A 24,392-nucleotide genomic window follows, 5' to 3' on the forward strand; every position below is an offset into this window, starting at 1 on the left:
GGGGAGTGGCTCGATCAGCTCACCCTTCGGCGCGTCGGGTGCGCCGGGTGAGACGTGCGTGGAGGGAACGGGCGGAAGCGTCGGTGAGACACGCGATCTGATCGATGACCGCCCGCTTCCTGGCCTTGTCGTCCGCGGCGGCGTCGAAGATGGCGCGGAACTGCGGGTCCAGGCCCTCGGGGGCGCGGGCGCTGAGCGCCTCGGCCAGTTCGGCCAGGACGATGCGCTGGTCGGCGCGGATGCGCTCCTGCTCGTCGCGCTGCATGACGTACAGGTCGGCGACCGCCTTGAGCACCGCGCACTCGTGGCGCGCCTCGCGCGGGACCACCAGTTCGGCCCCGTAGCGGGTGAGGCGGCCCGAGCCGTACGCCTCCCGGGTGGCTCCTTCGGCGGCCAGGCAGAAACGGCCGATCAGCTGGCTCGTGGCGTCCTTCAGGCGGGCCTGGGCGACGGCGGAACCGTCGTACCCGTGCGGCCACCACTCCTGCTCCATCAGCCGGTCCAGGGCGGCGCGCAGTTCCTCCGGGGAGGTGTCGGCGGGGACGTACCGGCCGATGGCGACCTGCCAGATCGCGGCCCGTTCGGGCTCGGCGAACAGGAGGTTGGGGTCGAGGTGCCCGGCGTGCAGGCCGTCCTCGAAGTCGTGGACGGAGTACGCGACGTCGTCCGCCCAGTCCATGACCTGGGCCTCGAAGCACTTGCGGTCGGCGGGCGCGCCGAGCCGCAGCCACTCGAAGACGGGCAGGTCGTCCTCGTACGCCCCGAACTTGACCGAGTCGGGGTCGGTCGGGTGGCCGCCGCGGGCCCACGGGTACTTGGTGGCGGCGTCCAGGCAGGCCCGGGTGAGGTTGAGGCCGACGCTGACCGGCCGCCCGCTCGCCTGGTCGGGCACGAACCGCTTGGGCTCCAGCCGTGTCAGCAGGCGCAGCGACTGGGCGTTGCCCTCGAAGCCGCCGCAGTCCTTGGCGAACTCGTTGAGCGCCTCCTCGCCGTTGTGGCCGAAGGGCGGGTGGCCCATGTCGTGCGAGAGGCAGGCGGCCTCGACGAGGTCGGGGTCGCAGCCGAGCGCGGCGCCGAGCTCCCGTCCCACCTGGGCGCACTCCAGCGAGTGGGTCAGGCGCGTACGGGGGCTGGCGTCCCAGTCGTACGAGCGGGAACCGGGGGTGACCACCTGGGTCTTCCCGGCGAGGCGGCGCAGCGCGGCGGAGTGCAGCACGCGGGCGCGGTCACGCTGGAAGGCGGTGCGCCCGGGCCGTTTGTCGGGCTCGGTGGCCCAGCGCTCGGTGTCGGCGGGGTCGTAGGGCGAGTAGAGGTCGTCTGCGGGGGCGTGCGCGGTGCCTTCCATGACAAGACGGTAACCGCAACGACTGACAAACCGGGATCAGGCGGAGACGAGTTCCGGCCGGGGGCGGGCGGCGGGACGGCCCAGGGCCTCGTCGTAGCGGCGCAGCAACAGCCGGGCCAGAGCGGGGTGGTCGCCCAGCGGGGCGGCGGCGAGGGCGGGCGAGGCGGCGGCGGTCTGGGTGGCGAACCGGCCGGGAGCGGCGAAGTACGAGGCCACGGCGATCCGGTGGTGGCCGCGGGCGGCGAGGGCCCGGACGGCCTCGGGGGCGCTGGGCGTGGCGGCCGAGGCGTAGGCGGGCACCACCGGGACGCCGCCGAGGCGTCCGGAGAGCAGGGCGGCGGTGCGGCGGGTGTCGGCGGCCGAGTCGGGGTCGCGGGAGCCGGCGGCGGCGAGCACCACGGCGGCGCCGGCGGTCCAGCCGGCCTCCACGAGCCTTTCGTACAGGGCCTCGACGAGCAGCGGGTGGGGGCCCAGCGGTGCGGCCACCCGGGTGTCCAGGTGGGTGGCCCGGGCGGCGGCCGCGGGGAGGTCCTGCTTGACGTGGTACCCCCGGCCGAGCAGCAGCGGGACGAGCACGGCCGCGCCGGACGTCGCGCGCAGGGTGTCGTCGAGCAGCGGCTCGTTCAGCTCGATGTGACCGAGCCGGACGTCGAGGCGCGGGCGGAGCTCGCGGACCCGTTCGAGGAGGGCGAGGGCGGTGCGCAGGGCGCGCGGGTCGCGGCTGCCGTGGGCCACGGCGACGAGGGTGGGCTGCTGCATGGGCGGTCTCCGAGGGGGCGGGTGCGGGGCGGTCGCAGTCCGCTGAGCTGCGTGCCGAGCTGGGCTGTGATCCGGGCCAGCAGCTCGGCCGTGCTGCCGAACGGGAGGGAGAGGCTGTCGGGAGGGTGCACCGGCTCCGTCATGAACCGATCCTGCGGGTCGGACATTGCGGGTGCGTTGCGCCGGGGTGACGGGTGTTTGCGGGGTGCTCACTCGGTCGTTCGTACGAGTGAAAGGGGACGACGGCGGAACTCCGGGCCGGGCGGTGATCGTCAATGTGTGCGAACGGTGTGCGAACGGTGTGCGGTGCGGGCGGTGTCCGGGAGGGGCGTCATGGAGATCAAGGGCCGGATGAGGGTGCGGGCGGTGGCGAGGGTGAGAGCGGGGGCGCGGGCGCTGGTGGGGGCGGTGGCGGACCGGCGGCCGAGGGTGCCGGGGTGGCCACCGCGGCTGCGGGGGGTCCCGGGCAGGCGGCTGGCGGTGCAGGCCGTCATGGCGGCCTGTGTGCTGGCGCTGCTCCCGTCGGCGTGGACGCACGCGTCGGCCTCCGACCGTCTGCGGACGACGGCCGACGCGCCCCCCGCGGACGTGGCGGTGGTGTTCGGGGCCGGTCTGTGGCGGGGGCGGCCGACCCCGTATCTCGCCGACCGGCTCGACGCCGCCGCCGAGCTGTACCGCACGGGCAAGGTGAGGGTGGTGCTGGTCACCGGGGACAACAGCCGCAGGGAGTACGACGAGCCCGACGCCATGCGCCGGTACCTGACCGAACACGGGGTTCCGGACACGCAGATCGTCAGCGACTACGCCGGCTTCGACACCTGGGACTCCTGTGTGCGGGCCAAGGAGATCTTCGGGGTCGAGCGGGCCGTGCTGGTCACCCAGGGCTTCCACATACGCAGGGCCGTCGCCCTGTGCCAGGCGGCGGGCCTGGACTCGTACGGCGTCGGGGTGGCCGACGTGCACGACGCCACCTGGTACTACGGCCAGGCGCGCGAGTTCTTCGCCTCGGGCAAGGCGGTTCTGGACGCGGCCTTCAAGCCCGCACCGCACTTCCTGGGACCGAAGGAACAAGGGGTGTCGCGGGCGTTGGCGGCTCTGGCAGACTGACGCACCGCTGGATATACCGATTAGTCATATGCCGGTTCGGTCGGTTACGAGCGTCAGGGGTGTGGACCGTGGCTGTTGTGGATCTGAGCGGCAAGGTCGTCGTCATCACCGGCGGAGCCCGCGGTCTGGGCGCCGCGGCGGCGCAGGCCGTCGTCGACGGCGGCGGCCGGGTGCTGATCACCGACGTGCTGGAGGCGGAGGGCGCCGAGACCGCCGCGAAGCTCGGCGGCGCGGCACGCTTCACCAGGCACGACGTGACGAGCGAGGCCGACTGGTCGGCGGCGCTGGAGTACGCGGTCGCCGAGTTCGGCCGGATCGACGGCCTCGTCAACAACGCCGGCATAGCCTCCGGCCAGTTGCTGGAGCACGAGAGCGTCGACAGCTTCCGCCGCGTCGTCGAGATCAACCTGGTGGGTGCGTTCATCGGGATCAAGACCGCGATCCCGCTGCTGCGCGCCCACGGCGGCGGGTCCGTCGTCAACATCTCCTCCGCCGCCGGGCTGACCGGTCTCGCGCTCACCGCCGGCTACGGCGCCTCCAAATGGGGCGTGCGCGGCCTGTCGAAGATCGGCGCGGTCGAGCTCGCCGAGGCGGGGATCCGCGTGAACTCCGTGCACCCCGGCATGACCCTGACCCCCATGACCGCCCCGGTCGGCATCCAGGCCGGCGAGGGCAACTACCCGGGCGCCCCCATGGGCCGCGTCGGCGTCCCCGAGGAGGTGGCCGCCGCCGTCGCGTTCCTGCTCTCCGACGCCGCCGGATACATGACGGGCGCCGAACTCGCGGTGGACGGCGGCTGGACGGCGGGCCTGACGGTGAAACACCTGACGGGCCGCTGACCCGCCCGGCGGCTCCCGCCCGCGGTACTCGCCGCCCGCCGCACTCGCCGCCCGCCCTGCTCGCGCCGTCCCGCGGCCGCATAATCGCGTGCCGTCGACGGGGGCGCAGGGCTACGGTCCGCCCTGTGCAAAAGGACGACCACACCACCGCGCCCCTGCTGCGCGACGTCCTCCCCGGGCTGAGCGCCGAACTCGTGCGGCTGCTGGAGGAGGAGGGCGAACGCGATCTCGCCATCTGCGCCCACGACCTCCGCCTCCTCGCCGACTGCGGCTGCGGCGACGACTTCTGCCAGAGCTTCCGCACCGAGCCCCACCGGCCGGGAACGCCCTACGGGCCCGGTCACCGCAACGTGGCGCTGATCCCGGCCCGGGGGTACCTGATCCTCGACGTCGTCCACGGCCGGATCATGTTCGTGGAGGTCCTCGACCGGCCCGAGCTGCGGCCGGCCCTCACCGCAGCCTTCGCCGCGGCCCTCACCGGGGGCGGCGCGCCGTGCTGAGGCGGAGCACCCCGAGCCGTAACGCGGGGCGGCGGCGCGCGTAACACCCCCGACGCACGCTGGACCGCATGCACACCCCGGGAGCCACCACCGCCACGCACTGCCCCTACTGCGCGCTGCAGTGCGGGATGAACCTGCGCCCCGAGCCGGGCGGCGCGGGCGTGACGGTGGAGGAGCGCGCCGACTTCCCGGTCAACCGGGGCGCGCTGTGCGGCAAGGGCCGCACCGCCCCCGCCGTGCTCTCCTCCCGGGTACGCCTGACCGAGCCGCTCGTCCGCACCCACGCAGGGCGGCTCGAACCGGCCACCTGGGAGGAGGCCCTCGACGCCGTCGCCGCGGGCCTCGCCCGCACGGCCGACGCGTACGGACCGGACGCGGTCGGCGTCTTCGGCGGCGGCGGCCTCACCAACGAGAAGGCGTACGCGCTCGGCAAGTTCGCCCGCGTCGCCCTGCGCACCTCGCAGATCGACTACAACGGCCGCTTCTGCATGTCCTCGGCCGCCGCCGCGCACCAGAAGGCCTTCGGGCTCGACCGCGGCCTGCCCTTCCCGCTGGAGGACATCCCCCGGACCGGCTGCGTGATCCTCGTCGGCTCGAACCTGGCCGAGACCATGCCGCCGGCCCTGCGCTACCTCACCGAGCTCAAGGCCAACGGCGGCACCCTGATCGTCATCGACCCGCGCCGCACGCGCACCGCCGAACAGGCCGACCTGCACCTGGCCCCGCGCCCCGGCACCGACCTCGCCCTCGCCCTCGGCCTCCTGCACCTCGTGGTCGCCTACGGCCGCACCGACGAGGAGTTCATCGCCGCCCGCACCACCGGCTGGGAAGAGGCCCGGGCCGCCGCCATGGCCCACTGGCCCGAGCTGGTGGAACGGATCACCGGCGTTCCGGTCCCGGCCCTGCGCGAAGCGGTCGGCCTCTTCTGCGCCCCGGACTCCGCGATGGTGCTGACCGCCCGCGGCCCGGAGCAGCAGTCCAAGGGCACCGACACCGTCGGCGCCTGGATCAACCTGTGCCTGGCCACCGGCCGGGCCGGCCGCCCCCTCTCCGGCTACGGCTGCCTCACCGGCCAGGGCAACGGCCAGGGCGGACGCGAGCACGGCCAGAAGGCCGACCAGCTCCCCGGCTACCGCAAGCTCACCGACCCGGCCGCGCGGGCGCACGTCGCCGGGGTCTGGGGCGTCGACCCCGACAGCCTCCCCGGGCCCGGCCGCAGCGCCTACGAACTCCTCGACGCCCTCGGCACCGACGTGAAGTCCCTGTTGCTGATGGGCTCCAACCCGGTGGTCTCGGCGCCGCGCGCCGCGCACATCGAGGACCGGATCCGCTCACTGGACTTCCTCGCCGTGGCCGACGTCGTGCTCTCCGAGACGGCCGCCCTCGCGGACGTCGTCCTCCCCGTCACCCAGTGGGCGGAGGAGACCGGCACCACCACCAACCTGGAGGGCCGCGTCCTGCTGCGGCGCCGCGCCCTGACCCCGCCCCCGGGGGTCCGCAGCGACCTGGACGTCCTGCACGGGCTCGCCGCCCGCCTCGGTGTCGAGAAGGGCTTCCCGACCGCCCCCGAGGAGGTCTTCGACGAGCTGCGCCGCGCCTCGGCCGGCGGCCCGGCGGACTACTCGGGCATCACCTACGACCGCATCGAGTCCGGACAGGGCGTCTTCTGGCCCTGCCCCGAGGGCTCGGCCGGCACCGAGCGCCTCTTCCTGGACCGCTTCGCCACGGACGACGGCCGGGCCCGCTTCGTCCCCGTCGCGCACCGCGACGCCGCCGAGGTCCCCGACGCGGAGTACCCGCTCCTGCTCACCACCGGCCGCGTGGTCGCCCAGTACCAGTCCGGCGCCCAGACCCGCCGGGTGGACGAGCTCAACGAGGCCGCCCCCGGCCCCTTCGTGGAACTCCACCCGCGCCTCGCCGCCCGCATCGGCGCGGTCGACGGCAGCCCCCTGGCGGTCACCTCCCGCCGCGGCCGCGCCGTCGCCCCGGCGCGGATCACCGACGCCATCCGCGCGGACACGGTCTTCATGCCCTTCCACTGGCCGGGCGAGGGACGCGCCAACACCCTGACCAACCCGGCCCTGGACCCCATCTCCCGCATGCCGGAGTTCAAGGTCTGCGCGGTCCGAGTCGAGCCCGCCTAGGAGACGTCGCCGAAGGTCGGACGCAGGGCCTCCACCAGCCGGGCCAGGAAGGCCTCGTCGCCGGGAGCCGCCAGCTCCGGGTACTCCGCCGCGAAGTGCTCCCACTCGGCGCCCACATAGCCCTCGGGGGCGATGTGCACGATGTCGAGGAGCTCCACGTCCCGGTTCGGCTGAGGGGCCTCGCCCGCCTGCCGGAACACCTCCTGGAGCAGGGAGTTCGGCAGCCGGTGCCGTTCGGCCAGCAGGACCGCGTCGTAGAGGTCCTTGCCCTGCGGATGCCGGTCGCTGACGAGCCACAGCACCTTCCAGGCCAGCGACAGAGCCGCAGTCGCGGCGAGGACCACCGCACCGCAGGCGAGTTCGACCGGCTCCGGCGGGACCGGGAGCCGCTCGTTGAAGACGAAGTCCAGCTGGACCTGCCCGTCCGGCAGGCCGGGCACGGACCACGGCAGCACCATGCGCCGCCCCGGCACCCGGTCGTACGTCCAGATCTCCTCCGACACCGCCCCCGAGGCCTTGATCCCGGCCCGTCCGTCGGCCGCCGCCGCGATGCCGTCCAGCATCCGGCCGGTGCGGCCGTCCTCCATCCGCCAGGTCTCGGGGACCACCACGAAGTCCAGGTCGCCCGGCTCCCGGGCCTCCTGCCCGAACCGGTCCGCGAGCAGCACGCTGCCCCGCAGCACCAGCGAGTCCCGCCACTCGGACTCCGCGACCGCCAGCAGGACCGCATCCATCGCCGCGCGCCGCGCCCGCACCCAGGCGACGGTCCGCTCCGGGTCGTCGAAGACCGGGTCACCGGCCCGGTAGCCCTGGAAGTTGTGCCGCAGCGACGGGTCGAAGACCGCCCGCTGCCGCACGTCGTCCCCGACGACCGGACGCAGCGTCAGCGGCAGGTGCCGGGCCGCGCGCGTCTCATCGTCCAGGGGCTCCCTCGGCAGATGCGTGCTGTCCATCCCGAACGTCCGCCACGAGCTCATCGCGCACCCCTCCCGCTCAGACGGCCGAGCCCGTCTCGAGCCACCCGTCGTCCACCGACAGGTCACTGTCGTACAGCACGAACTCCCGCTCTCCCGAGCCCATTTCGTACCCGGCCGAGCCGAGTTCCAGGACCAGCGCGTCGAAGGCCGCCCCCGCACCGGCCGCCCCCGCGGCGCCGCGCCACCGCTGCGTCACGAACCGCGTGTGCCGGCCCCCGCCCCCTACCCGGCGCGCGTTCCACGACAGGTGCGCCCCGTGCGGCGCCACCAGGGCCTCCAGCGCCGGCCGGTCGAAGTCCGCGGGCAGCAGCAGTTCGAGGTGGTGCTCGAAGTAGCCGCCGCCCGGCCCCGGGAGGTCCGTGGTCCAGGGGACCGTCTCCACCTTGACCCGCACCGGATCGAAGCCGTCCGCCCGCAGCTGCGGGACCAGCCGCTCGTGGCCCGTGCGGTCCCGCAGGGTCAGCATCGGCTGCGACACCATCCGTCCCCGCGCCAGCTGGATGTGGGTCACCTTCAACTCCCGTGCGGCGGCCCAGGCGTCGAGCCGCGCCAGCTCCGCCGCGTCCGCGCAGCGCACCGTCACATGGGTTTCGTACTCATGCATGGAGCCGATCATCTCGGACATGTGTCCGATCCGCATCGGGGTTCCCGGCGGGGGGTAACCATCGGTCACGCGCCGGACTCAGAAAGTGCTCGCACGCCCCTCGTGGCAGCGATGTGTCGTACCCCACACTGAATGCGGTGCCCCCGTCCTCGGAGCCCTGGAGGTCGCCCCCGTGCAGACCCGGACCCTGACCGTGAACGCGAGCGAGTCCTCGGAGGCCAAAGCCGTGGACGAAGAGCCCGAGGTACTGGAGCTGATCGAGCCGGTGCCCGTGCAGCGCAGGCGGGACAGCGGCGACAACGGGGGCGGAGCGGGACCCTCCGCCGACCTGTTCCGCCAGTACCTGCGCGAGATAGGCAGGATCCCGCTGCTCACCGCCGCGGAGGAGGTGGATCTGGCACGGCGCGTCGAAGCCGGGCTGTTCGCCGAGGAAAAGCTCGGCACCACCCCGGACCTCGACACCCGGCTCGCCCTCGACCTCGACCGGCTCGTCGTCATGGGACGCATGGCCAAACGCCGTCTCATCGAGTCGAACCTGCGCCTGGTCGTCTCCGTCGCGAAGCGGTACGTGGGCCGCGGGCTCACCATGCTCGACCTGGTCCAGGAGGGGAACCTCGGGCTGATCCGGGCCGTTGAGAAATTCGACTACGCCCGCGGGTACAAGTTCTCCACCTACGCCACCTGGTGGATTCGGCAGGCGATGTCCCGGGCACTCGCCGACCAGGCCCGGACCATCCGCGTGCCCGTCCACGTCGTCGAGCTGATCAACCGCGTCGTGCGCGTACAACGCCGCATGCTCCAGGAACGCGGCTACGAGCCCACCGCCGAAGAGGTCGCCGTCCACCTGGAGCTGACCCCCGAGCGGGTCCTGGAAGTGCTGCGCCTCGCCCAGGAGCCGGTCTCCCTGCACGCCCCCGTCGGCGAGGAGGACGACGTCGCGCTCGGCGACCTCATCGAGGACGGGGACGCCGCCTCGCCCGTGGAGTCGGCCGCCTTCTTCCTGCTGCGCGAACACCTGGAAGCCGTCCTGTCGACCCTCGGCGAACGCGAGCGCAAAGTCGTGCAGTTGCGGTACGGGCTCGCGGACGGACGCCCCCGCACCCTGGAGGAGATCGGCCGGATCTTCGGCGTGACGCGCGAGCGGATCCGCCAGATCGAGTCCAAGACCCTCAACAAGCTGCGCGACCACGCCTTCGCCGACCAGCTGCGCGGCTACCTCGACTGACGGACGGGCGGAAGGGACGGGGGGCGCACCGCCGGGCGCCCCACCCCGTCGCCCTGCCCCGGCTACGTCTGCGCGGATCCGTACGGGTCGGACAGGCTGCGGCTCATCCAGACGTCGTCGACGTACACCCCGTCCAGCAGGAACTCCTCGGGCAGGACACCGACCACCGCGAAGCCGCACCGCCGGTACAACTGCTGCGCCGGCTCGTTGTGCCCGAGCACGCGCAGGGTCATCCGGCGGGCGCCGGCGGCCCGGGCGGCCGTGCAGACGGCCTCGACCAGGGCCCGCCCGACTCCGAGGCCGCGGGCGGATTCGAGGACCGCCAGTCCCTGGATGTGCCGCACGTGCCGATTCGTTTCGAGCGGGCTCGCCGGGGCCTGGGCGATGTACCCGACGATGCGCTCGCCGCGTTCCGCGACGAGGAAGCCCTCCACGGGATGCCGCTCGTCGAAGAGGGCCGCGCCGGCCGGGCGCCTGGGGCCGGGCTCGCTCACGCGCGACCATGCCGAGCGGAGCAGCTCCACCATCTCGCGCTCGTCCTCCGCCCGGGCGGGGCGTATCACCACGTCCGATGCCATGGCGTCATGCTATCGACGGCGGTGGGGCGCCCGGGTACGGAACGTACCGGGCGCCCCACCGCCGGGCGCCCCTAGTCGACCTCGGCGACCGCCTGGGCGAACTGCGCCGCGTACAGCCGCGCGTAGGCGCCGCCCGACGCCAGCAGCTCCTCGTGCGTGCCCTGCTCCACGATCGAGCCGCTCTCCATCACCAGGATCAGGTCGGCGTCGCGGATCGTGGAGAGCCGGTGCGCGATCACGAAGGACGTACGGCCGTGCGCGAGACGCGCCATCGCCTTCTGGATCAGCACCTCGGTACGGGTGTCCACCGAACTCGTCGCCTCGTCGAGGACCAGGATCACCGGGTCCGACAGGAACGCCCGGGCGATGGTGATCAGCTGCTTCTCGCCCGCGCTGACGCCCGCGCCCTCGTCGTCCAGCACGGTGTCGTAGCCGTCCGGCAGGGTCCGGATGAACCGGTCCGCGTGCGCGGCCCGCGCCGCCTCCTCGATCTCGGCGCGCGTCACCTCGCGCGAAGCACCGTAGGCGATGTTCTGCGCGATGGTGCCGCCGAACAGCCAGGTGTCCTGGAGCACCATGCCGATGCCGCCGCGCAGCTCCTCGCGGGTCATCTTGGCGATGTCCACCCCGTCCAGGGCGATCTCTCCGCCCGTGACCTCGTAGAACCGCATCAGCAGATTCACCAGGGTCGTCTTGCCGGCACCCGTCGGGCCGACGATCGCGACCGTGTGGCCCGGCTCCACCGAGAGCGACAGGTTCTCGATGAGCGGCCGGTCCGGCTCGTAGCGGAAGGCCACCTTGTCGAAGGTGACCTGGCCGCGCAGCTCCTGCGGACGCTCCGGCACGTCGGCGTCGCGCTCCTGCTCCGGAGCGTCCAGCAGCTCGTAGACCCGCTCCGCCGAGGCGACACCGGACTGCACGAGGTTCGCCATCGACGCGACCTGGGTCAGCGGCATCGAGAACTGCCGCGAGTACTGGATGAAGGCCTGCACGTCACCGATCGACAGGGTGCCGGAGGCGACCCGCAGCCCGCCGACCACCGCGATCAGCACGTAGTTGATGTTCGAGATGAAGAACATCACCGGCTGCATGATGCCGCTGACCAGCTGCGCCTTGAACGAGGCCCGGTACAGCGCCTCGTTCTGCTCGGCGAAGAGCGCCGCGGACTCCTTCTGCCGGCCGAAGACCTTGACCAGGTTGTGCCCCGAGTACATCTCCTCGATGTGCGCGTTGAGCGTGCCGGTCGTCTTCCACTGCTCCACGAACTGCGGCTGCGACTTCTTGCCGATCTTCGCGGCGACGTAGACCGAGACCGGTACGGTCCCCACCGCGACCAGCGCCAGCAGCGGCGAGATCCAGAACATCATCGCGAGCACGCCGACGATCGTCAGGAGCGAGTTCAGCAGCTGACCCATCGTCTGCTGGAGCGTCTGGCCGATGTTGTCTATGTCGTTGGTGGCCCGGCTCAGCACCTCGCCGCGCTTCTGCTGGTCGAAGTACGACAGCGGCAGCCGCGACAGCTTCGCCTGGAGCTCCTCGCGCATCCGGTACAGGGTGCCGTTCATGACGTGGTTCGACAGCCGGGTCGCGACCAGCATCAGCAGGCCGGCCAGGGTGAAGACCACCAGCGCCCAGATCGCCACGACCCCGACCGCGCCGAAGTCGATGCCCTGGCCCGGGGTGAAGTCGGTGCCGGACAGCATGTCCGCCATGCCCTCGTCACCGCGGGCGCGCATCCCGTCCAGCGCCTGCTGCTTGGTCACACCGGCCGGCATCTCCCGGCCGACGATCCCCGCGAAGACCAGGTCGGTCGCCTCGCCGAGGATCTTCGGTCCGACGACGGCGCAGGCGACACTGCCGACGACGGCGAGGACCATGCCCCACAGCTTGGCCCGGTCCTGCGCGATCTGGCCCAGCAGCCGCTTGCCCGATCCCTTGAAGTCCAGGGACCGCTGGGCCGGCCCCATCATCATCCGTCCTCCGGGCCCGCTCATGCGGCCTCCGCCTCCGTCAGCTGGGAGAGCACGATCTCCCGGTAGGTCTCGTTGCCGGCCATCAGCTCGTGGTGGCGTCCCTCACCCACGACCCGGCCCTCGTCCAGGACGATGATCCGGTCGGCGTCGCGGATCGTGGCGACCCGCTGGGCGACGATGACCACGGTCGCGTCCTCGGTCTCGCGGGCGAGCGCCGCGCGCAGCGCCGCGTCCGTCGCGTAGTCCAGGGCCGAGAAGGAGTCGTCGAAGAGGTAGATCTCCGGGCGCTGGACGAGCGTGCGGGCGATGGCCAGACGCTGGCGCTGACCGCCCGAGACGTTCGTTCCGCCCTGGGTGACGGGGGCCTCCAGACCGCCCTCCAGCGCCGAGACGAACTCCTTGGCCTGGGCGACTTCCAGGGCCTGCCACAGCTCCTCGTCGCTGGCGTCGGGGCGCCCGTAGCGCAGGTTGGAGGCGACGGTGCCGGAGAACAGGTACGGCTTCTGCGGAACCATGCCGACCGTCTTCGCCAGCAGTTCGGGGTCGAGGCGGCGTACGTCCTCACCGTCGACCAGTACCTCGCCGCCGGTCGCGTCGAACAGCCGCGGGACCAGGCCCAGCAGTGTGGACTTCCCGCTTCCGGTCGAGCCGATCACCGCCGTGGTCTCGCCGGGGCGGGCCACCAGGTCCACACCGCGCAGGACCGGGGCCTCGGCGCCCGGGTAGCCGAAGTCGGCGCCGCGCAGCTCCAGGAGTCCGCGGCGGGTGAGTTCGCGCACCGGGTCGGCGGGCGGGACGACGCTGGACTCGGTGTCCAGCACCTCCTGGATGCGCTCCGCGCAGACCTCCGCGCGCGGCACCATCATGAACATGAAGGTGGCCATCATCACGGACATGACGATCTGCATCAGGTAGGCCAGGAAGGCCGTGAGCTGGCCGATCTCCATACCGCCGCTGTCGACGCGCATCGCACCGAACCAGATGACGGCGACGCTGGAGATGTTCACGACCACGATCACGGTCGGGAACATCAGCGCCAGCAGCTTGCCCGAGGCCAGCGAGACTCCGGTGAGGTCGGCGTTGGCCTCGCGGAAGCGGTCCTTCTCGTAGTCGTCGCGGACGAACGCGCGGATCACGCGGTTGCCGGTGATCTGCTCGCGCAGCACCCGGTTCACGGTGTCCAGGCGGTCCTGCATCTGGCGGAACAGCGGCCGCGTCCGGTAGACGATGGCGCCGACGGAGATCCCGAGCACGGGGACCACGGCCAGCAGGACGCCCGACAGCTGCACGTCCAGCGAGAGCGCCATGGCGATGCCGCCGACGCACATGATCGGGGCCGACACCATCAGGGTGAAGGTCATCAGCACCAGCATCTGGACCTGCTGGACGTCGTTCGTCGTACGGGTGATCAGGGACGGGGCGCCGAACTGGCCGAGCTCCCGGGCGGAGAAGCTCTGCACCCGGTCGAAGACGGCGCCGCGGACGTCGCGGCCGACGGCCGCGGCCGTGCGGGCGCCGTAGTAGACGGCCCCGACGTTGCAGACGAGCTGGATGAGCGACACGCCGAGCATCAGCGCGCCGAAGCGCAGGATGTAGCCGGTGTCGCCGTTGACGACACCGTTGTCGATGATGTCGGCGTTCAGGGTGGGCAGGTAGAGGCTGGCGCTGGTCTGCAGCAGTTGCAGCAGGACCAGCGCCGCGATGGGTTTCCGGTACGGACCCAGGTGGGTCCGCAGAAGTCGTATGAGCACGCGCAGGCTCCGGTCGGCACGATCGAGGGGGTTCAACCCATCTTCGGCCAATCGGCCCTGTGATCCCCACCGGATTTCGCAAAGGCCGGTCAAAAGGACCAGCCCCGCCGCGCGGGTCCTACGACCTCCGCGGCGGGGCCGGAAACGGCGCCGGTACCGGTCAGAACGCGCCGGGGTGGATCTGCTCCCGCGTCGCGACGTACTGCTGGCGCACGCCCTGCCAGGCGGCGAACTCCTCGCCCGGCTCGAAGACCTGCGCCGCGGGGGCGGGCCAGAGCGGCGGGGTGTGCGGGGCCAGCGTGCCCTGCGCCACACCGAGGGCCCAGGCCGCCTGCCGGGCCGCGCCCAGCGCCGCGTAGTCGGCCGGCGCCGGCACGACGATCTGCGTGCCGAACAGCCCGGGGGCCGCCGCCTGCACGGCGGGCAGCTCGGCGGCCGCGCCCAGCAGGAACACCCGGCGGATCTCGACCCCGCGCGAGCGCAACACGTCGAGGGCGTCCACCAGGCCGCACAGCATGCCCTCGAAGGCCGCCCGGGCCAGGTGCTCCGGCTTCATCGAGTCCCGGCGCAGACCGCTGAGGGTCCCGGCGGAATGCGGCAGGTTCGGCGTCCGCTCACCCTCCAGGTACGGCAGGAGCACGAGGCCGTGCGCGCCCGGCGTCGACTTCAGCGCGAGCTCGGACAGCCCCTCCAGGTCGGTGCCGAGCAGCTCTGCGGTGCCGCGCAGGGCCCGTACGGCGTTGGAGGTGTTCACGACCGGCAGGTGCATGCCGGTGGCGTCGGCCAGGGAGGTGATCAGCCCGCCCGGCTCCGACAGCGCCTCGTGGTGCACCGCCATCACCGAACCGGAGGCACCGAGGGAGACCACCGCGTCGCCGGGGCCCAGCCCCAGGCCGAGCGCCGCGGCCATCGTCTCGCCGGTGCCGGCGGATATCAGCAGCCCCTCGGGCGTGGTCCCGGCGGCGTCGGCCGGACCGAGCACCTCGGGCAGCAGCGCCCGGTGCCCGAGCGCCAGCTCGACCAGGTCGGGCCGCCAGGCTCCGGCGGCCGCCGACCAGTAACCGGTTCCGGAGGCGCCGCCGCGGTCGGTGGTCCGCCGCGCCGGGCGGCCGAGCAGCTGCCAGACCAGCCAGTCGTGCGGGGACATCAGCACGGCCACCCGGCGGGCCGCCTCGGGCTCGGTGCGGGCCAGCCAGGCCAGCTTCGCGACCGGCTGCGCGGCGTGCGGGACCGAGCCCACCGCCTCGGCCCAGGCGTGCCGCCCGCCGAGGGCTTCGGTGAGGTCGGCGGCCGCGACCTGGCCGCGCTTGTCGTTGCCGACGAGGGCCGGGCGCACCAGGGCGCCCTGCGGGTCCAGCGGGAGCAGGCCGTGCTGCTGCGCGGAGACCCCGATGGCCTGGACGCCCTCCAGGATCCCGCCGCCGGCGGCCTCGCCGAGCGAGAGCAGCCATGCCTGTGGATCGGTTTCGTGGGGGCTGGCGCCGTCCGGTTCGCCCACGGGCTGCGGATGGGGCGCGTACCCCTGGCGCAGCACCGCGCCGGTCTCGGTGTCACAGACGACGATGCGTGTGAAGGCGGAAGAGCTGTCCAGCCCGGCGACTATCCCCATGCGGAGAATTCTGCCGCACGCGGGGCCGGTGTCGACCGTCCCGGAGCCCCTGAAACCTCATGGGTCCCAGGGGCTCCGGGTGTGGCCCGTGACGCGTCAGGTGTTGCTGGTGCCCCAGTCGTCGTCGGCGGCCTGGCCGCCGGCCCGGCCGCGCAGTCCGCGCACCCGGCCGGCGAGCGAGTCGGGTACGGCGTCGCCGACCTTGTCGCTCACCACGGCGAAGGCCTTCCCGGCGTACTCGCGCCCGGTGTGGCCCGCGGTCTCGGCGGCGTTGCGCACCGCGGGGTTCTGCGCGACCTGCCGGGCGGACTTCTTCAGCTTCTCGTAGCGCTCGCGTCCGGCCCGCGTTCCGAGCACGTACCCGAGAGCCAGTCCGACCACGAACGTGACCTTGTACCGCATGCCTGTCACCCTTCGTCGTGTGGTGCCCGGCCTGCTGTCGATACCGATTGGCGGAGCACCCCCCTGCTTGCGCTAATCTATGTCTCGCAACGGGCGCTCGCCCCCCGGCAAGGCCGGAGGTGGGCTGTTCGATGCACCGCAGCAATCCCCTGTAGCTCAATTGGCAGAGCAGCCGGCTGTTAACCGGCAGGTTACTGGTTCGAGTCCAGTCGGGGGAGCGCAGTCCCCTGTAGCTCAATTGGCAGAGCATTCGGCTGTTAACCGGAGGGTTGCTGGTTCGAGTCCAGCCGGGGGAGCAAGGCAGAAAAGAGGACCCCACGGGGTCCTCTTTTCTCTTTGTCGCCCTTACCGGGCAGCCCTCAGCGCGGTCTCTCTGAACAGGCGAAGCCGATCATGCGAGGCATCCGAAGCAGGAGATCGTATGAGCGGCTATGCTGCGGCAGACGGCGCGCACACGTGTACGCGCCACGCCGTGAAGGGGCGGTAGCTCAGCCGGTTAGAGCAGCGGACTCATAATCCGTCGGCCGTGGGTTCGAGTCCCACCCGCCCCACTGCGAGCCGCAGGTGCAGAAACGATTGCACCTGCGGCTTTGGCGTTTCTGGGGCTGCCGGGCCGTCAGGCGTGCCCGCGCCTTCGGTGTTCCTGCGGAGCGGCCCGTCAGAAGTCCTCCGTTTCGTCCACGAGGTGGCGCAGGACGTCCGTCAGGTCCTGGCGGCGGGCGTAGGCCGCTCGCTGGCGGTGGGCGCCCGAGCCGTCGCGCAGGAGGCCGGCCAGGGTCTTGGCCGCGTGGTCCAGGTCGCCGGCGGCCGCCAGTTCCGGGGCGACCAGGTCCAGCAGGGCCTCCGCGAGGTCGGCCGCCGGGAGTTCCGTGCCCGTGTACGGGTCGAGGCCGAAGCCCTCCAGGCCGTCGTGGGCCGCCCGCCAGCGCGCGAGGCGCAGTACGTCGTCCCGCAGGGCGGGCTCGGGGCGCTGTTCGCGGATCTCGCGCAGCGCCGTCGCCACCAGCGCGCGGGCCAGCTCGGCCTGCAGGACCGCCGAGTCGACGGATGGGGACATGTCCGGCGCCCGGAACTCCAGCGTCGGCCAGTGCCCGGAGGGCCGGAGGTCCCAATAGACCATCTTGGTGTCCAGGGCCGCCCCCGAGCCGAGCAGGGTCTGCACGGAGCGCCGGAAGTGGGCCGTGGACGTGAAGTGCGGAGGCGGGCCCGCCGAGGGCCAGCCCGACCAGGCCATCGCCCGCCAGCTGGAGTGACCGGTGTCACGTCCGCCCCAGAACGGCGAGTTGGCGGCCAGCGCGATCAGCGTGGGCAGCCATGGTCTGATCCGGTTGGACACCGCCACCGCCGTGTCCACGTCGAGCGTGCCGATGTGGACGTGGCGGCCGCAGCTGACCAGGGTGTCGGTGAGCGCGCCGAAGCGGCGGTGCTGCTCGCGCTGGCGCGGCTCGTCATCCGTCAGGTGCAGCGGCCCCTCCACCGCGAGGACCGGCGAGGGCGCGGCCAGGAGCCGGCAGCCGTGGGCGCGGGCCGCCCGCCCGAGGGTGCGTCGCAGCGTGAGGAGTTCGGCGCGCAGCGAGGCCGCCGAGTCCGCGACCGGGGTGGATATCTCCACCTGGTAGCGGGTGCCTTCGGGGTGCATCTCGCCCGGCAGTCCGGCGGCCGTCGCCAGGACCTGCGGGGCGGCGGGGACCACCCGGAGCGTGCGGACGTCGACGAGCAGGAACTCCTCCTCGACGCCGACGGTGAGGGGCACGGTGGGGCGCACCGTGTTCTGCGTCGTGCCGGTGCTCGTGGTGCTGTTGCCAGGTTCGATCACTACGCCTCCCTGGACATACGAGTCTTTTCATCATGAGCTGAACCCGAGGTGAGGAGCGCACGTCGATTCGGTCAAATGTCCGGTGATAGTGGCGAGTTACCGGCAATAAGCCGCCCGCCGGGAGAGCCCGGAGCAGGGTGGGGCGAGTGTTGCCGGTGGGTGAAGAAGGCGGACGGCGTCCTGGGGCCGCCGACGGGCTGATGCTTATCATCCGATGTGACTCGTACTAGTGCGCCGACCCGTCCCCGGCGGCGAATATTCGCCGATCTCACCCCGCTGCGCACGTCCCCGGACTACCGGAGGCTGTGGTTCGGCGGGACGATCTCCTGGGTCGGCCAGGCCATGACCGCCCTCGCGATCTCGCTCCAGGTCTACGACATCACCCGTTCCAGCTTCGCCGTCGGTCTGGTGGGGCTCTTCTCCCTCGTCCCGCTGATCGTCTTCGGCCTCTACGGCGGAGCCATCGCCGACACCGTGGACCGGCGCAAGCTCGGCCTCTACAGCTCCCTCGGCGCCGCCGCGCTGTCGGTCGCGCTCGCCGCGGCCGCACTGCTCGGCCACCACCGCGTCTGGTTCCTGTACGCCGTCGTCGCGCTGCAGGCCGTCTGCGGGGCGCTGACCGGGCCGGCGCGGTCCGCCATGATCCCGAGGCTGCTGCCTGCGGAGCAGCTGCCCGCGGCCAACGCCCTGAACTCCGTGACCATGACCTTCGGCACGATGGTCGGCCCCGCCCTGGGCGGGCTGATCGTCGCCGTCGGGGGCTACGAGTGGGCGTACCTGGTCGACGCCCTCACCTTCACCGCCGCGCTCTACGCGATGTGGCGGCTGCCGTCGATGAAGCCGGACCGGGCCGACGGCGCGCGGGGGAGGGCCTCCGTCGCCGACGGACTGCGCTTCCTCGGCACCCGGCCCAACATCCGGATGACCTTCTTCACCGACATGGCCGCGATGGTGCTGGCCCAGCCGAAGGCGCTGTTCCCCGCCATCGCCGTGCTCTGGTACGGCGACGACGCCAAGACGGTCGGCCTGATGGTGGCCGCGATCGCCGCCGGGGCGCTGCTCGGCGGGCTGTTCTCCGGCTGGCAGTCCCGCATCCGGCGGCACGGGCTGGCGATCCTGCTCGCCGTCGCCGGATGGGGGCTGGCCATCGCGGTGTTCGGCCTCACGCGGAACCTGTGGCTCGGGCTGTTCTTCCTGGCCCTCGCCGGGTACGCCGACACCGTCTCGATGGTGTTCCGCACCACCATGCTCCAGGCCGCCACCCCCGACGACATGCGCGGGCGCCTCCAGGGAGTCTTCATCGTGGTCGTCGCGGGCGGACCCCGGCTCGGTGATTTCCTCGCCGGGACCGCCGCCGATCTGACCTCCCCGGCCGTGGCCGTCACGTGCGGCGGTCTGGCCTGCGTACTGGTGGTGGGCCTGCTCGCGCTGCGCTGGCGCAACTTCGCCCGCTACGACGCCCACTCCCCGCAGGCCTAGGGCGCGACCGGTGGGCAGGGCAACCGGGCGGTTGTGAAGGAGAGTTGGCGGGTTCGTTGCCTTCGTGTTGCGGGGCCTTCCCCTTTATTTCGAATAGTCATATGACAGTTCGGCAGCCACCCCCCACCCCGATCCCGCCCGCCGAACCAGGAGGAGCGCCTCCATGCGCCTTCGTCCGCTCACCACGACCGCGGCGGCCGCCGCCGCGCTCTGCGCGGTGCTCGCGCCGCCCGCCGTCGCCGCCCCGAAGCAGGACCGGTCCTGCTCGCCGTACCTCTCCGTCGCGGGCTACTCCGACGCGCTCGACAAGACCACCCTCGACGGCGGGCTCGTCGGAGGCATCTCGGGTCTCGCGCTCGACCGGGACGGCTCCGTCGTCGGGGTCTCCGACAAGTCGGCGCTCTACTCCCTGAAGGTGGGCCGCGGGGACACCCCCGCCGCCCGGGCCACGGCACGGATCCCGCTCACCGACGGAACCGGCAGGCCGGTCGACTCCGAAGGCGTCGTCGTCGACCGCGACGGCACCTACCTCGTCACCGACGAGAACGCGCCCGCCGTCCGCCGCCACGGCCGGAACGGGCAGGTGCTGGCAACGCTGCCGGTCCCCGACGCCCTCCGGCTCGCCCCGCAAGGGCGGGCCACCGCGAACCAGACCTTCGAGTCGCTCACCCTGCTCCCCGGCGGGCGCACCCTGGTGGCGGGGGTCGAGGGGCCGCTGGCCGGCGACGGCAAGGACGCCGAGGGGCGCACGCTCCAGCGGATCCAGACGTGGGAGCGGGGCCGCGACGGCGAGTTCCGGCTGGGACGGCAGTACGCCTACCCGGTGGACGCGGGGCACGGCCTCGTCGAGCTCGCCCCCACCGGGGACGGCCGGCTGATCGTCCTGGAGCGGGGCTTCACCCGGGAGTTCGCCATCACCGTGCGGCTGTACGTCGCCGATCCGCGGGGCGCGACGGACACCTCCGAGGTCGGGACGCTGACGGCGGGCCCCGGTCTGCGGATCGCCCGCAAGACCGCGCTCGGGGACCTCGACGACTGCCCCACGCCGGGCGCGCCGTCGAAGCTGCCGCAGAACCACCCGCTGGTCGACAACGTCGAGGGCATGGTCGTCACCGGCGGGGACGCCGGCTCCGGCCGGCTGCGGCTGCTGCTGGTCAGCGACGACAACGAGCTGGCACAGCAGGTGACACGGCTCTACCGGATGGACGTCCGGCTGCCGGCCCGCCGCCGTTAGGCCGTTCCGTGGCCGACGATGCCGCGGGCGACGCCCAGGGCCACCAGGTCCTGGGGGCGGATGCGGAGCTGGTCCGCCGTGGCGGGGGCGGCCGACGGGGGGCGCTTGAGGATGGCCGCGGCCAGTTCCGGGGCGATGACCGAGAAGTAGCTGTCCGGGGTCACCCAGGTGTTCCCCGGCGCGGCCAGGGCGAGGGCGCCGCCCGAACCGCCCTCGCCGATCAGGAGGGTGGTGACCGGGACGGTGGCCGCCGCCAGCGCCGCGAAGGTGTCGGCGATCGCCGCGCCCGCGCCCGCGTGCTCGGCGGCGGCGTCGTTCGCCGCGCCCGGGGTGTCCACCAGGGTGAGGACGGGGATCCCGAGCCGGTCCGCGAGGCGGACCACGCGGGCGGCCGTGCGGTATCCCGCCGGGCGGGTGGCGGTGCCGCACTGGGCGGCGTAGGCCACGGCCCGGCCCTCCCGCAGCCCGAACCCGCACAGCATGCCCGGGTCCGTGCCGCCCGCCCGGTCCCCGGAGAGGTGCAGGCGGAGTTCGAAGTACGCGTCCAGGTACGCCTCGGCGCGCGGCCGGCCGGGATCGCGGGCCTGCCGTACCGCGTCCCAGCCGGTGGCGGGCGGGCGTACGCCGGCCAGCGCGGCCGGCGGCTCGACCGGCCCGCCGGAGCGGGGCGCGGCGAGGACGCGGAGCCACTGCGCGAGGGTGCCCGGCAGATGGGCGGCGGGGACCACGGCGTCCACGTGACCGGCGGCGTACTGCCCCTCGGCGGTGTACGCCGCAGGATCCGCCTGCGCCGGGCGCACCCGGGACCCGGCGAAGCCGACCTGGGCGCCGGGCAGCGCGAGGACGACATCGGCCCCGGCCCCGAGGGTGGCCCAGCCGCCGCCGGTGGTCGGATCGCGCAGGACGGCGAGCTGGGGGAGCCCGGCGGCCCGGGTCAGGACGCTCTGGCGGGCCACGCGCTGCAGCTGGGTCAGCGCGAGCATGCCCTCCTGCATGCGGGAGCCGCCGGTGGCGATGAGCGAGACCAGGGGGAGGCGCCGCTCGCGGGCGTGCGCGTACGCGGCTTCGAGCCGGTCTCCGGTGCGCTGCCCCAGGGAACCGCCCAGGAAGCCGAACTCGAAGGAGATCAGGACGGCTTCGCGGCCGCCGATGCGGGCGCTGCCGGTGACGACGGACTCGTGCTCGCCGGTGCGCTCGGTGGCGCGGGCGCGGGAGTCGTCGTAGCCGGCCCAGGCCAGCGGGCCGTCGGCGGGGGACTCCCGACGGGGCGCGGGCAGTTCGGTGAAGCTGCCGGTGTCGGTCACGGAGGCGATGGCCGCGCGGGCCGAGAGGCGGGTCGTCGTCACGGGTCACCCCAGGTCGGATAGGTCGAAGTCGTGTCCGGGCGACAGTACTTCGGCCGGCGCCCGTGTGGTCAGCGCAGGAACTGGACGGCGTACAGCGCCCCGATGCCCGCGGCCAGGGCGGCGAGCAGGAGCCGGAGCGCGGTCTCGGGCAGCCGGGGTTGGAGCCGGGCGCCGAGGTGTCCGCCGAGCAGGCCGCCGGCCCCGCACGACAGCCCGAGGGGCCAGTCCGGGGCGACGGAGCCGGTGGCGGCGAGGGAGAGCAGGGCGTAGGTGACCGCGCCGACGACCGAGGTGACGAAGGTCGCGGCGAGCGCGGCGGGAGCGACGACGGCGACCGGCGCTCCGCGGCCGACCAGGATCGGGCCGAGGAGGGAGCCGCCGCCGATCCCGTAGACGCCCCCGGCCACGCCGACGGCCAAGGCCGTCGCCGTCGTGGTGCGGGGCGAGGGCGGGCGGGCCGGGCGGGCCGGTGCCGGGCGCAGCGTGCGCAGCAGCAGCCACAGGCCGAGGGGCAGCAGCAGGGCGGCGACGAGGAGCCGGAAGACGTGCGGGCCGGGGACGGCGAACACGCGGATCACCGCGCCGAGGACGACGCCGGGCACGGTCCCGGCGACGAGCAGGCGGGTGAGCGGCCCCCTCAGGCTCCCCGACCTGTGGTGGCGCAGCAGGGCGCCGGGGCCGGCCACGACGTTGTAGAGGAGGTTGGTCGGGGTCACCGCCGGGCTCGGCACCCCCAGGACACTGACCTGCACCGGTAGCAGGAAGACCGCTCCGGAGACCCCGACGGGCGCGGTGACGACCGATATCAGCAGCCCGGCGGTGAACCCGAGCAGCCCCGACGACCACGTCACGCTGCTCCTTCCGGGAGATCGGCAGCCATGCCCAAGCCTCGCGCACCGTCCGGCCGGGCGGCATGAAGATCTCGTGAACAGGGGCTGGGGGGCGCTCAGCGGACCGGGCGGTGCCGGACGTACTCAGGCGGGGCCGCACCGGTCTCGATGCTGTTCTCGTCCATGCCGTTGGCGATGCGCAGGCTTGTGGCGCCGAAGACGAACTCCACCGTGACCGTCGCGGCGGCCAGGTCGCGGCGTGCCGGCTCCGGCCGCCGTTCGAGGAGTGCGACGTCGCGCAGCTTGCGGCCGACGAACGGTTCGAGCCGCTCGTCACGGTGGGACCACTCGGGTGTCAGGCCGGACTCCTCCCATCCCGTGATCGCGGCCGACGTGCTGATCGTGTCCCACCCGATCGAGAGCTCGTCGAACTTCCAGTGGCAGATCTCCACCTGGACGCCTTCGAAGTCCAGCACCACCGGGCAGTCGGCGTACGGGTCCCCGTCCTCGGCGAAGCGCACCAGGGCGAACCCGGTCAGCCGGCGGCCGACGAGCGCCGCCAGCCGTGCTCCGTGCGCCTGCCGGACCATGTCGATCCCGACCAGGAAGGACGGCTCGAAACCGGGGATCCCCATCTTCACGGGACCGAGTATCGCCGCTGCCCGTGACCGGCCCGGAGGGCGGGGTGGTCACGGGAGCGGGAAGGCGATCTTCAGCGCGTAGGCGGCGACCAGGCCGTAGCCCAGGCGGAAGGTCCAGACGCGGGCGGTGGCGGAGATGCGGGCGCCCGCCAGGGAGCCGAGCGTGACGAGGGACTGCTGCCAGAGGAGGGAGGCGACGCCGACGCCGACGAGGAAGGCGGCCCCCGCCGGGCCGGAGCCGAGGGTGGCGCCCTGGGCCGTGGTGAGGGCGGCGAAGTAGAGGGCGGTGGTGGGGTTGATCGCGGTCAGGGCCACATAGCGGGCGAAGGTCCGGGCGGGGCGGAGGCCGGTGACGCTCCCCTTGGCTCCCGCGGGGCCGGCCGCCGCGGCCGTGCCCGGATCGGCCTCGCCGGTCACCGGCTTCGCCCGGGCTCCGGCGAGGCCGTGGGCCGCAATGGCCAGGAGGACCGCCGCCGACGCCAGCCGGACCCACGCCTCGACGGGGGAGACGTGGGAGGCCACCCAGGGACCGACGGCCGTGGCGAGGGCCGCGTAGCCGAGGTCGACCACGGCGATGCCGGTGGCCGCGGCCATCGCCGTCCGGCGGTGCCGCATCGCCTCCTGGAGCAGCAGCACGCTCATCGCACCCATCGGCATCGCCACGCCCAGACCGGCGGCGGCGCCCGCCAGGGCCGGCGTCATCAGTTCGCTCATACGGGGCAGCGTCGGCCTTCACCCCGCGGTACGAGCGCGAATATCGGCCCCGACTGCGAGAATCGCGGCATGGACCGCCTCGACAGGGAAATCCTCGGCATCCTGCAGCAGGATGCGCGGATCTCGTACCGCGACCTCGGGGTCCGCGTCGGCCTCAGCGCCAACGCCACCGCCGACCGGGTGCGGCGGATGCGCCGGGAGGGGGTGATCCGCGGGTTCACCGTCGTGGTGGATCCGGCCGCCGACACCGCCGGCGGACTCGTCGTCTTCATCGACGTCACCCTGCGCCAGGACACCACCAACGAGGAGTTCGAACGTCAGGTCGCCGGGCTCCCCGGGATCACCGAGGTCGTCCATGTGACCGGCGCGCACGACTACCTCGTACGCGCCCGGGCGGCCGACCCCGCCGCCCTCGACGGGCTGCTGCGCCGCCTGAAGCGGGAGGCGGGGGTGGCCCAGTCCAACACCCGGATCGCCCTGCGCGCGGCCGACCGCCCCGGCCGGCCCTGACGGGAGGCC

23 protein-coding genes and 3 tRNA genes are annotated in these 24,392 nt (G+C 73.3%); 11 read left to right on the forward strand and 15 right to left on the reverse strand.

Going from position 1 to position 24,392, the window contains the following annotated elements:
• Positions 1-19: 19 nt before the first annotated feature.
• The 3 genes from IG86_RS0104415 to IG86_RS44120 form a co-directional block, all read right to left on the reverse strand.
• Positions 20-1,345: a deoxyguanosinetriphosphate triphosphohydrolase gene (locus tag IG86_RS0104415; protein ID WP_030819378.1), complete on the reverse strand. Its 1,326-nt coding sequence runs from the start codon at positions 1,343-1,345 to the stop codon at positions 20-22.
• A 36-nt stretch (positions 1,346-1,381) separates the two neighbouring features.
• The gene (locus IG86_RS38335) at positions 1,382-2,104 is read right to left on the reverse strand and encodes a sirohydrochlorin chelatase (protein WP_045936473.1); all 723 of its coding nucleotides are present in this window, start codon (positions 2,102-2,104) and stop codon (positions 1,382-1,384) included.
• A 272-nt stretch (positions 2,105-2,376) separates the two neighbouring features.
• Positions 2,377-2,598 (reverse strand): hypothetical protein, encoded by a 222-nt coding sequence (locus tag IG86_RS44120; RefSeq protein ID WP_030819380.1) that lies wholly within the window; start codon positions 2,596-2,598, stop codon positions 2,377-2,379.
• Between IG86_RS44120 and IG86_RS0104430 the strand changes: the two genes are divergently transcribed.
• From IG86_RS0104430 to IG86_RS0104445, 4 genes are all read left to right on the forward strand, one after another.
• A complete protein-coding gene (locus tag IG86_RS0104430; RefSeq protein ID WP_244305769.1) occupies positions 2,597-3,211 on the forward strand; it encodes a SanA/YdcF family protein in 615 nt (204 codons plus the stop codon). The two genes, IG86_RS44120 and IG86_RS0104430, sit on opposite strands and share 2 nt — an antisense overlap.
• A gap of 68 nt (positions 3,212-3,279) precedes the next feature.
• A complete protein-coding gene (locus IG86_RS0104435) occupies positions 3,280-4,050 on the forward strand; it encodes a glucose 1-dehydrogenase (RefSeq protein ID WP_030894770.1) in 771 nt (256 codons plus the stop codon).
• Positions 4,051-4,175: 125 nt separating this feature from the next.
• A complete protein-coding gene (locus IG86_RS0104440) occupies positions 4,176-4,550 on the forward strand; it encodes a hypothetical protein (protein WP_199828679.1) in 375 nt (124 codons plus the stop codon).
• 68 nt (positions 4,551-4,618) lie between these two features.
• A complete protein-coding gene (locus tag IG86_RS0104445) occupies positions 4,619-6,694 on the forward strand; it encodes a molybdopterin oxidoreductase family protein (RefSeq protein WP_030894772.1) in 2,076 nt (691 codons plus the stop codon).
• Here IG86_RS0104445 and IG86_RS0104450 read toward each other — a convergent pair.
• Positions 6,691-7,647, reverse strand: a complete 957-nt coding sequence (locus IG86_RS0104450; RefSeq protein WP_030894775.1) for a nucleotidyl transferase AbiEii/AbiGii toxin family protein — start codon at positions 7,645-7,647, stop codon at positions 6,691-6,693. The genes IG86_RS0104445 and IG86_RS0104450 overlap by 4 nt on opposite strands.
• Positions 7,648-7,687: 40 nt before the next feature.
• Positions 7,688-8,275 (reverse strand): hypothetical protein, encoded by a 588-nt coding sequence (locus IG86_RS0104455; protein WP_107056201.1) that lies wholly within the window; start codon positions 8,273-8,275, stop codon positions 7,688-7,690.
• A 172-nt stretch (positions 8,276-8,447) separates the two neighbouring features.
• Between IG86_RS0104455 and IG86_RS0104460 the strand changes: the two genes are divergently transcribed.
• The gene (locus IG86_RS0104460; protein ID WP_030894780.1) at positions 8,448-9,500 is read left to right on the forward strand and encodes an RNA polymerase sigma factor; all 1,053 of its coding nucleotides are present in this window, start codon (positions 8,448-8,450) and stop codon (positions 9,498-9,500) included.
• 62 nt (positions 9,501-9,562) lie between these two features.
• Here the strand turns inward: IG86_RS0104460 and IG86_RS0104465 are convergent, their stop codons facing one another.
• The 5 genes from IG86_RS0104465 to IG86_RS0104485 all read right to left on the reverse strand — a co-directional run bounded on the left by IG86_RS0104465 (position 9,563) and on the right by IG86_RS0104485 (position 15,813).
• On the reverse strand, positions 9,563-10,078 hold the full coding sequence (locus tag IG86_RS0104465; RefSeq protein ID WP_030894781.1) for a GNAT family N-acetyltransferase: 516 nt from the start codon (positions 10,076-10,078) through the stop codon (positions 9,563-9,565).
• 71 nt (positions 10,079-10,149) lie between these two features.
• Positions 10,150-12,072, reverse strand: a complete 1,923-nt coding sequence (locus IG86_RS0104470) for an ABC transporter ATP-binding protein (protein ID WP_030819397.1) — start codon at positions 12,070-12,072, stop codon at positions 10,150-10,152.
• A complete protein-coding gene (locus IG86_RS0104475) occupies positions 12,069-13,802 on the reverse strand; it encodes an ABC transporter ATP-binding protein (RefSeq protein WP_030819399.1) in 1,734 nt (577 codons plus the stop codon). Before IG86_RS0104475 ends, IG86_RS0104470 begins: the two co-directional genes overlap by 4 nt.
• A 160-nt stretch (positions 13,803-13,962) precedes the next feature.
• A complete protein-coding gene (locus IG86_RS0104480; RefSeq protein ID WP_030819401.1) occupies positions 13,963-15,411 on the reverse strand; it encodes an FGGY family carbohydrate kinase in 1,449 nt (482 codons plus the stop codon).
• Positions 15,412-15,507: 96 nt separating this feature from the next.
• Complete coding sequence (locus IG86_RS0104485; RefSeq protein ID WP_030819403.1) at positions 15,508-15,813, reverse strand: hypothetical protein; 306 nt, start codon at positions 15,811-15,813, stop codon at positions 15,508-15,510.
• A 145-nt stretch (positions 15,814-15,958) separates the two neighbouring features.
• On the opposite strand from IG86_RS0104485, the gene IG86_RS0104490 reads away from it, so the two are divergent.
• From IG86_RS0104490 to IG86_RS0104500, 3 genes are all read left to right on the forward strand, one after another.
• Positions 15,959-16,031 (forward strand) — tRNA-Asn (locus tag IG86_RS0104490).
• A gap of 5 nt (positions 16,032-16,036) precedes the next feature.
• Positions 16,037-16,109: transfer RNA gene (locus IG86_RS0104495), tRNA-Asn, on the forward strand.
• Between the two features lie 181 nt (positions 16,110-16,290).
• Positions 16,291-16,364: transfer RNA gene (locus IG86_RS0104500), tRNA-Ile, on the forward strand.
• Positions 16,365-16,471: 107 nt separating this feature from the next.
• Here the strand turns inward: IG86_RS0104500 and IG86_RS0104505 are convergent.
• Positions 16,472-17,629 (reverse strand): carboxylate-amine ligase, encoded by a 1,158-nt coding sequence (locus IG86_RS0104505; protein WP_078848169.1) that lies wholly within the window; start codon positions 17,627-17,629, stop codon positions 16,472-16,474.
• A 216-nt stretch (positions 17,630-17,845) separates the two neighbouring features.
• On the opposite strand from IG86_RS0104505, the gene IG86_RS0104510 reads away from it, so the two are divergent.
• Both IG86_RS0104510 and IG86_RS0104515 read left to right on the forward strand, forming a co-directional pair.
• Complete coding sequence (locus IG86_RS0104510) at positions 17,846-19,108, forward strand: MFS transporter (RefSeq protein WP_030819407.1); 1,263 nt, start codon at positions 17,846-17,848, stop codon at positions 19,106-19,108.
• A 163-nt stretch (positions 19,109-19,271) separates the two neighbouring features.
• Positions 19,272-20,342: an esterase-like activity of phytase family protein gene (locus tag IG86_RS0104515; protein ID WP_030894784.1), complete on the forward strand. Its 1,071-nt coding sequence runs from the start codon at positions 19,272-19,274 to the stop codon at positions 20,340-20,342.
• Here the strand turns inward: IG86_RS0104515 and IG86_RS0104520 are convergent.
• From IG86_RS0104520 to IG86_RS0104535, 4 genes are all read right to left on the reverse strand, one after another.
• Entirely contained in the window at positions 20,339-21,688 is a 1,350-nt protein-coding gene (locus IG86_RS0104520; protein WP_030819411.1) for a carboxyl transferase domain-containing protein, read from the reverse strand. The genes IG86_RS0104515 and IG86_RS0104520 overlap by 4 nt on opposite strands.
• 68 nt (positions 21,689-21,756) lie before the next feature.
• Positions 21,757-22,539 carry a sulfite exporter TauE/SafE family protein gene (locus IG86_RS0104525; RefSeq protein WP_030819413.1) on the reverse strand — a complete coding sequence of 261 codons (783 nt, stop codon included), beginning with the start codon at positions 22,537-22,539 and terminating at the stop codon, positions 21,757-21,759.
• Positions 22,540-22,634: 95 nt separating this feature from the next.
• Positions 22,635-23,153 (reverse strand): hypothetical protein, encoded by a 519-nt coding sequence (locus IG86_RS0104530; protein ID WP_030819415.1) that lies wholly within the window; start codon positions 23,151-23,153, stop codon positions 22,635-22,637.
• Positions 23,154-23,207: 54 nt separating this feature from the next.
• A complete protein-coding gene (locus IG86_RS0104535; RefSeq protein WP_051784955.1) occupies positions 23,208-23,873 on the reverse strand; it encodes a LysE family transporter in 666 nt (221 codons plus the stop codon).
• A gap of 69 nt (positions 23,874-23,942) precedes the next feature.
• On the opposite strand from IG86_RS0104535, the gene IG86_RS0104540 reads away from it, so the two are divergent.
• Positions 23,943-24,383 carry an Lrp/AsnC family transcriptional regulator gene (locus tag IG86_RS0104540; RefSeq protein WP_030819419.1) on the forward strand — a complete coding sequence of 147 codons (441 nt, stop codon included), beginning with the start codon at positions 23,943-23,945 and terminating at the stop codon, positions 24,381-24,383.
• Positions 24,384-24,392: the final 9 nt, after the last annotated feature.

Source organism: Streptomyces virginiae (assembly GCF_000720455.1).
Classification (GTDB): Bacteria; Actinomycetota; Actinomycetes; order Streptomycetales; family Streptomycetaceae; genus Streptomyces; species Streptomyces virginiae.